Annotated in this window: 12 protein-coding genes; all 12 read right to left on the bottom strand. The window is 37.2% G+C overall.

The window, feature by feature from the left end; genetic code table 11:
- Positions 1-268: 268 nt before the first annotated feature.
- Positions 269-607 (bottom strand): HNH endonuclease, encoded by a 339-nt coding sequence (locus tag SPADD19_RS02965; RefSeq protein ID WP_061455150.1) that lies wholly within the window; start codon positions 605-607, stop codon positions 269-271.
- 331 nt (positions 608-938) lie between these two features.
- Entirely contained in the window at positions 939-1,505 is a 567-nt protein-coding gene (locus tag SPADD19_RS02960; RefSeq protein WP_061455149.1) for a site-specific integrase, read from the bottom strand.
- A gap of 215 nt (positions 1,506-1,720) precedes the next feature.
- Positions 1,721-2,158 carry an ArpU family phage packaging/lysis transcriptional regulator gene (locus tag SPADD19_RS02955; RefSeq protein WP_061455148.1) on the bottom strand — a complete coding sequence of 146 codons (438 nt, stop codon included), beginning with the start codon at positions 2,156-2,158 and terminating at the stop codon, positions 1,721-1,723.
- A 38-nt stretch (positions 2,159-2,196) separates the two neighbouring features.
- Positions 2,197-2,391 carry a hypothetical protein gene (locus SPADD19_RS02950; RefSeq protein ID WP_061455147.1) on the bottom strand — a complete coding sequence of 65 codons (195 nt, stop codon included), beginning with the start codon at positions 2,389-2,391 and terminating at the stop codon, positions 2,197-2,199.
- A gap of 144 nt (positions 2,392-2,535) precedes the next feature.
- A complete protein-coding gene (locus SPADD19_RS02945) occupies positions 2,536-2,817 on the bottom strand; it encodes a hypothetical protein (RefSeq protein WP_061455146.1) in 282 nt (93 codons plus the stop codon).
- On the bottom strand, positions 2,789-2,983 hold the full coding sequence (locus SPADD19_RS02940; protein ID WP_061455145.1) for a hypothetical protein: 195 nt from the start codon (positions 2,981-2,983) through the stop codon (positions 2,789-2,791). The genes SPADD19_RS02945 and SPADD19_RS02940 overlap by 29 nt, the downstream gene beginning before the upstream one ends.
- A gap of 108 nt (positions 2,984-3,091) precedes the next feature.
- Entirely contained in the window at positions 3,092-3,610 is a 519-nt protein-coding gene (locus SPADD19_RS02935) for a DUF1642 domain-containing protein (RefSeq protein ID WP_061455144.1), read from the bottom strand.
- Positions 3,603-4,103, bottom strand: a complete 501-nt coding sequence (locus SPADD19_RS02930) for a DUF1642 domain-containing protein (protein WP_061455267.1) — start codon at positions 4,101-4,103, stop codon at positions 3,603-3,605. Before SPADD19_RS02930 ends, SPADD19_RS02935 begins: the two co-directional genes overlap by 8 nt.
- An 11-nt stretch (positions 4,104-4,114) precedes the next feature.
- The gene (locus tag SPADD19_RS02925; protein WP_061455143.1) at positions 4,115-4,546 is read right to left on the bottom strand and encodes a DUF7448 domain-containing protein; all 432 of its coding nucleotides are present in this window, start codon (positions 4,544-4,546) and stop codon (positions 4,115-4,117) included.
- On the bottom strand, positions 4,543-5,043 hold the full coding sequence (locus tag SPADD19_RS02920; RefSeq protein ID WP_061455142.1) for a DUF1642 domain-containing protein: 501 nt from the start codon (positions 5,041-5,043) through the stop codon (positions 4,543-4,545). Before SPADD19_RS02920 ends, SPADD19_RS02925 begins: the two co-directional genes overlap by 4 nt.
- A gap of 80 nt (positions 5,044-5,123) precedes the next feature.
- A complete protein-coding gene (locus tag SPADD19_RS02915; protein ID WP_061455141.1) occupies positions 5,124-5,630 on the bottom strand; it encodes a MazG-like family protein in 507 nt (168 codons plus the stop codon).
- A 12-nt stretch (positions 5,631-5,642) separates the two neighbouring features.
- Positions 5,643-5,921 (bottom strand): hypothetical protein (locus tag SPADD19_RS12515; protein WP_241496445.1); only part of this gene is annotated, 279 nt, incomplete at its 5' end.

Genomic DNA, 5,921 nt, shown 5'->3' with positions numbered 1-5,921 from the left:
AGCAGTCCAGCCCAACGTCGATTTGTATTGAGCACGGACATTTAGAGGGATAGTGATTCCGATTGGAGTGTCATTGTTTTTCATAGCATAATGTTTATACCTCAAATTAACCCTGGTCCTGCAAGATTCTAATTTTCTTCTGAGATATTCAATTCCTCTTAATTCCAATTTCTTATCCTTTCGTTTTGGCACGAGAAAATATGTACAGTGACGGCGTGAAGCTCGGCCAGAACCGAGGGGAGGGGGTAACCCCCCTATCAGTTCTGGGTCAACTGTGGTATTTCAGCCAATTGGTTGATTGTGGCAAATTGCGATTTCCAACAATTGCATTTTTTTCAAAATTTTGTTCAGCATATAACTTATCAGACTTTTGTCTATTGCATTGCCAATGCGCAAGCTGTAAGTTCTTGATGTCTGATGGATGTCCATTCCTATTCACTGGAATGATGTGGTCTATCACTGGGGATAGTGGGTGAGGGTACCTGAGTGATTTATCTACAGGCTGGCCACAGATCCCACAGGTATTCTGAGTCTTGAGTAGTATCTTCTTATTCTTTTCAAATGCTACTCGATGTGGTCCGTTACGGTCTGCCCGTAGTTCTTTCATTGTATACCTCGATTGTCTTCTCTGTTTTATATCATCCTACACACCTTACCCTCGTTCCCTTATTCGGTATCAATACCCTGGTATTTAATAGTGGGGGGTATTATTTTGTTAGATAGGGGGGAGTAAATTAATGTGGGAGGGTGTAATAATTAGGCCTGGTATTTTTAAGTTGATAGGTGTTATTTTATTAGAGGGGGAGGGTCTTTGAATTTAACATATCTTATATTCTGTTAATTTGAATCATAAGACTTTCCACCTTACTCTCTCATAGTTAAGTGGGCCATCGTCAATAAATGAATTTACTTTATTTCATTTTGTTAAATACATAGCCTTAATAAGCAAAATTCAGCATGCTATTATCTAGCTCATCTTGCTTGAACCCTATATAGCCCAGTGTGATATCTGGTGAAGAATGATTAAATAACTCCATCAATATTCCAACATTTTGATTCTTTCTGTAATGATGGTAACCAAACGTTTTCCTCATGGAATGTGTTCCGATGTTTGTTAATCCAATATGCTCTCCAGCATCTCTCAAGATCTGATATGCTGCCACCCTACCAATGTGTGTTATTCTAAGTCCTTCATTGCTCACCTTCTTTCTCGAAGGGAATAAGTAATCATAATCCTTTAATTCATTTTCTTTTATATAATGATCCAGGGCTTTTCTTAGAGCTGGGTTTATAGCGAATCTCTTTGTTTTGCCTGTCTTGCGTTCGGTAACTTCAATGTGAGTTCCTTTAACACTTCTTACTTTCAAGGGCAGGATATCACTAACTCGCATTCCTGAATACAGCCCTGTAACCATCATTACATAGTCTCGTTCATTCTTACTCTTTAAGTAATCCTTCATGCGTTCAATATCATCTGTATCACGAATCGGTTCCACTTTACGCATTTACCTACTCCTTTCAAATAAAAATAGTCAGCTCATTAGAACTGACTTAAAATATTAGCTGTATGGGATTCGAACCCATGCCACCCCGAATTTCTCCTGGTGAACAGCTAACCAAAAAATACAATTAGGAGATTTACAAAAAACTACCCGGCCACCGCCTTCATTTTCTGATAATACTATTTTAAGTCATAATTTGTGTTATGTTTACCGTATTTTTACCGCAAAAATACCGTTTTTTTATTACATACTAGCACAGCATCTCGATACTGTTCTGCGAATGCTAACAAAGCATTATTGTATAGTTCCTGAAATTTAGTCCTCTCTATACCTAGATAGTTGTAAATTTCGTAGTTTAGATCTTTTTGATTTTTTAAAAACTTGGAAAATAGTATGTACCGATAAGTAGGATTGAATAGCCTGCTTACCGCTTGTTCAATTTCTTCTAACTCAATCATTGCATCCACACGTCGAACAGCTAAATTTTCAACAGCTTTATTAGGTCCTGCTCCTCCCCTTGGTTGAAATGTGAATTCCTGCGTTACTTTTTGAATTGGGTCATCACATGCTATTTCTCTCCAGCGTGGATATTCTGAGAGCTTTTTCTTAGCCCTTCTTATTGTTTCTTTTTCATCGATATCATCAAAAAGCTGCATTCTTCACCTCCGTTTCCTGAATCGCTATATCTGTTAGTTTATCTTGCTTTCCACTTCCGATTTTGTTTCTTAATCTTAAAATCTTTAACGATCTTCTTCCACTCGTTATCACATGAAGAATGTATGAAGTGACTTATTCTTTCTTTAAGTTTTTTATTTTCCACCTCAAGAGCTTCAATCTCTTTGTAGCATCGTCGAACTTCTTCACGATAGAAATCATCAAATATAATCATATATACCTCCTAAAATGGAAGATCATCGTCGCTGATGTCCATTGGATTTGAAGCATGAGGCAGTTGCAATATCTGAAGGAGTACGTTTCAACTCTACATCCTTTGTTAATCTTCCGATCAAAGTTACATTGTTAATCATTATTCTTATCCTCCTACTCCGTTCTGTTCGGCAATTTCTTTTAACTTCTGAGCACGTTCATGCTCACGCATTTGATATTCACGATTTAATTTATTTAGAATAGTATCCTGCATTGTATTTTTTTCAGCCATGCGCTGGATACTTAATTCGTGCTCTTCTACTTCCCATTGCAAATCCCTATTTTCTTGCTCAAGTTTTCTTATTCGTGTGTTTAGATTTATGCTTGATAGAAAGAGTATTAAAAATAGAGCTGCAATATTAACAATCAGTAATTGATTTTTGTTCATACTCTTCAATCTCCTTGTCTAAATCTCTGACTTTACGTTTCATCCATTCTTTGTTCGCTGTGGCATTTTGTTTTCCTATTTGATTACATAAAGATATGAACAATTTCTCATCTTCTAGTCTTTTTTGATAGGCATTTCTTGTTTTAACTAATGTCTCTAATTTCATCTTTTTTTATCATCCTCTATATTTGATAGAACAGCCACTAAAATGGCCCAAATAATAGCTAAAATGTGGGCAAGGCCGATTACAAACCATAAAAATAGTTCCATCCCATTACTCTACTTCCCTCACTGCTATTCCTTCGCAATCAAACACCCAGCCGAAACCAGCTTCTTCCAATTGTTTTCTAGTAAATCTTTCAAGATCGCCAAACACCTTTTCAAAATCAAGACGATCCTCACCCTGTCTGTACACAGTTTTCAACGACTGTCCATTGCACAATATCACTTCATACTGCTTCTCTTCCTCGACTGTGTAGCCATACAACTTCATCTTGATAAGTGTTTCCACGGGGTTATTTACAGTCTTACCTAACCACTGAGAGAAGATTACATTTTCTCGTTTTTTAGGCTCAAGATTATACTTCATCCAATCCCAAATATTATACTCAAGATTATCTTTATGCTCTTCGTACCAATCTGCAACAAACTGCGGGACTGTGACTTTCTGCGGTTCGTCTAATTGTTCAATTAATTTCAGCAATCCATTTCTATTAATCTTTATTTTATCTACTATAAGGCCTGCGCTGTAAGGTAAGCCCTCAATATGTTTTTTTAGCTCTTTTTTATTCATCATCTACCTCCTCAATCTCAATCCCTGGACAATCGAACACCCATCCGAAGTTGGCATCTTCAAGTTGTTTTCTGGTGTGTTCTGTACGAAATTTTTTATCTAGTGTTATTGAATGTAACGTCCAAGCGCTAAGGTGCTTAATCAATGTTAAGTAACTATATGAATCTTCAATGAATTTAAACCTTACATAATACCGCTTCTCTTCCTCGACTGTGTAACCGTCCAGCCAAGCACGAGCAAAGAGTTCGGAATTATTCCAATACCATTCTGCAGTTATATCAGGCATGCATGCATCTATTGAGTAGGACAGAGTATGACCTAGTTTTTTCTGTTCTGTGATAAAATCCGCCACAAACATTGGGATCTCTACTTCCTGCGTTTCGTCTAGCAACTTAATCAATTCCAACGTCGTTAATTTATCAATCATCGGTCTTGGTCTGCTACAATCTGAAGGTAAATGACTGATACTCTCAATCATCTCTTTTTTATTCATCATTCCACCTCCTAAGCATCTACCACTGGAAAATGGATATTCCCGATAACTAGAGAACCCACGCTATAATAAAAGCCACCGTTCCCGTCATTGGCCTCGCATTCGGCTAGAGCTATCGGGTTCTGGTTATGATAAATAGTAACCGTGTTTGTGCTGGTAGTTGTTCCCCAATCATCTTCTTCTCTTGCTTGTTCTCCGATTTTGACATCTGTAATTACTGCGTCAAGTTTCACATTTTGGAATTCTCCTCCAGCAGAAGCACAACAGTCACTTTCAGACGTTTCAATAGTGACCTTTGTGCCATCTTCAAGCAGCAGAAATTCTTTATCCCATTTCACAATGCGTTTATAGAGTAGCAGCTCTTTCAACTCTTCCAGAGTTCCATAACGTGCATTTCTTCCGTATGGTGCATAGTATTCTGGCAATTCTATAGTTTTTGTCATTCTTCCACCTCTTCTACTTCTACACCTGGGCAATCAAACACCCAACTCAACCCAACTCCTTCTAGTTCTTTACGTGTAAATCGAGTAGCTAAATCCCCCAAAGAAAAAAATATTTTCTCGTACATATTATTATAAAATAGCGGTTGTTTTGTTGCTCTCATCTTTACCGTATACCGCTTCTCTTTCTCGACCTCGTAGCCGTCAATCCAAGCTCTAGCGAATGTTTCTTGGTTCTCCAAGCTTTCAACAATCCAATCATAGGCTTTTTTGTCGCTTGCTTGTCCTGAACAATATAGTGCATATCCTAGAGCAATTCCATTGGTTTTACAGCACTCGATCCAATCCGCAACATACTGAGGGACTGTGACTTTTTTCGTATCTATTTCATTCAATTGTTCCAAATCTCTTAAAAAGCATTGACGAGCTATTTCCGCCCCATTTGCATTCCACACGCCCTCAAGGTTTTTATATTTCTCAATAAGATCTTGCTTATTCATTTTTTCCTCCTGCTATTCCAAAACATAATTCACAAGTACCCGTCTGCTCTTCCTGCATGTCCGATACATATTCAATGATTTTATACTTCACCTGGCAAATCCTCTTCTTTTACGAACGAACCATCAATCCATTTACCTTTTCGATCTTTGATTTCGTTATAGGCCTCAGTGAAACATTCTAGAAATTCATAACCCAAAATATTGCTGATTGATTTCAAGTAAGCCACAATGTGCACAAGGTTATGTCGACACATTTCTTTACTTGCTAAATCTTGAGATAGTTGAAACTCACTGATGTTTGCATTTAGTAGTTTGAAACAGTCCATTGCTCCTTTTCGCCTAATATTATTAGACTCTTCAAAGATGCTCTGTACATCCTCTTTGATCAGCAATGCTAAACCTACAACAACTACAGCACAATCACCAATGCTATCTTTTGTTAACGCTTCATTCTTTTTCAAAAATCCTGCACATAACTCACCGAATTCCTCACTTAATTTTAATGACTGTTTATCTAGCCGGCCCCCATTTTCTAGATCTCGATCAACAAACCATTTTTTCACTTTGTTTAAAATTAAATTCTCCATTTTTACCTCTTTCTATTTTTTCACAAGTTTTAGATTGCCAGTCTCTTTGCCTTTTTTGTTTAAATCTGCATAGAATTTCAATAGCAATTTATCTTTCCCTGTAATTTTGCTTAACTTCTTCAATGATCCGGTACATAAATAACGTCCGTTCTCATATAGCTTATAATCAGCTAACTCATCCGCATCACCCATGAGAGAGTTCTCTCCGATTTGAAAATATTGGCAAATCAGTAGTATGTGACGTTCGTGTACTTTTTTTTGCCAGTCAATAGACTGCTTATTGTAGTCATT

Source organism: Streptococcus parasanguinis (assembly GCF_001578955.1).
GTDB classification, from domain to species: domain Bacteria; phylum Bacillota; class Bacilli; order Lactobacillales; family Streptococcaceae; genus Streptococcus; species Streptococcus parasanguinis_U.
This window is presented reverse-complemented; position numbering and strand designations above follow the sequence as displayed.